The organism is Paracoccus sp. S4493, assembly GCF_000967735.1.
In the GTDB taxonomy this organism is placed as follows: Bacteria; Pseudomonadota; Alphaproteobacteria; order Rhodobacterales; family Rhodobacteraceae; genus Paracoccus; species Paracoccus marcusii.
Window position 1 is genome coordinate 1 of the sequence record NZ_JXYF01000329.1, and the last position, 359, is coordinate 359.

At 66.9% G+C, this 359-nt stretch carries 2 protein-coding genes; both read left to right on the forward strand.

All coding sequences use genetic code 11. From position 1 onward, the window contains the following. The coding region (locus TW83_RS20185; protein WP_045984069.1) for a L,D-transpeptidase at nt 1-140 on the forward strand (140 nt) is incomplete at its 5' end. A 2-nt stretch (nt 141-142) separates the two neighbouring features. Further along, a partial coding sequence (locus TW83_RS17510; protein WP_045984070.1) for a rhodanese-like domain-containing protein occupies nt 143-359 on the forward strand: 217 nt, incomplete at its 3' end.

Sequence of the window (359 nt, forward strand, 5' to 3'; positions counted from 1 at the left end):
CCGCCATCCGCATCCATGGCACGACCGATCCCGGATCGATCGGGCGGGCGGTCTCCAACGGCTGCCTGCGCATGCGCAACGAGGCCGTGATGAGCCTGTTCGACCAGGTGCCCATCGGCACGCCCGTCTACGTCTTCTGATCTTGGATCTGACGCTTGCCAGCACGGCGGACCCGGTTCTGGCCAGGTTCGACGACATCATCGATGTTCGCGCCCCGGCGGAATACGCCGAGGATCACCTGCCCGGAGCGATCAACCTGCCGGTCCTGTCGGATGCGGAACGTGCCCGCGTGGGCACGATCTACAAGCAGGTGTCACCCTTTGACGCCCGCAAGCTGGGCGCGGCGCTGGTCGCGGCCA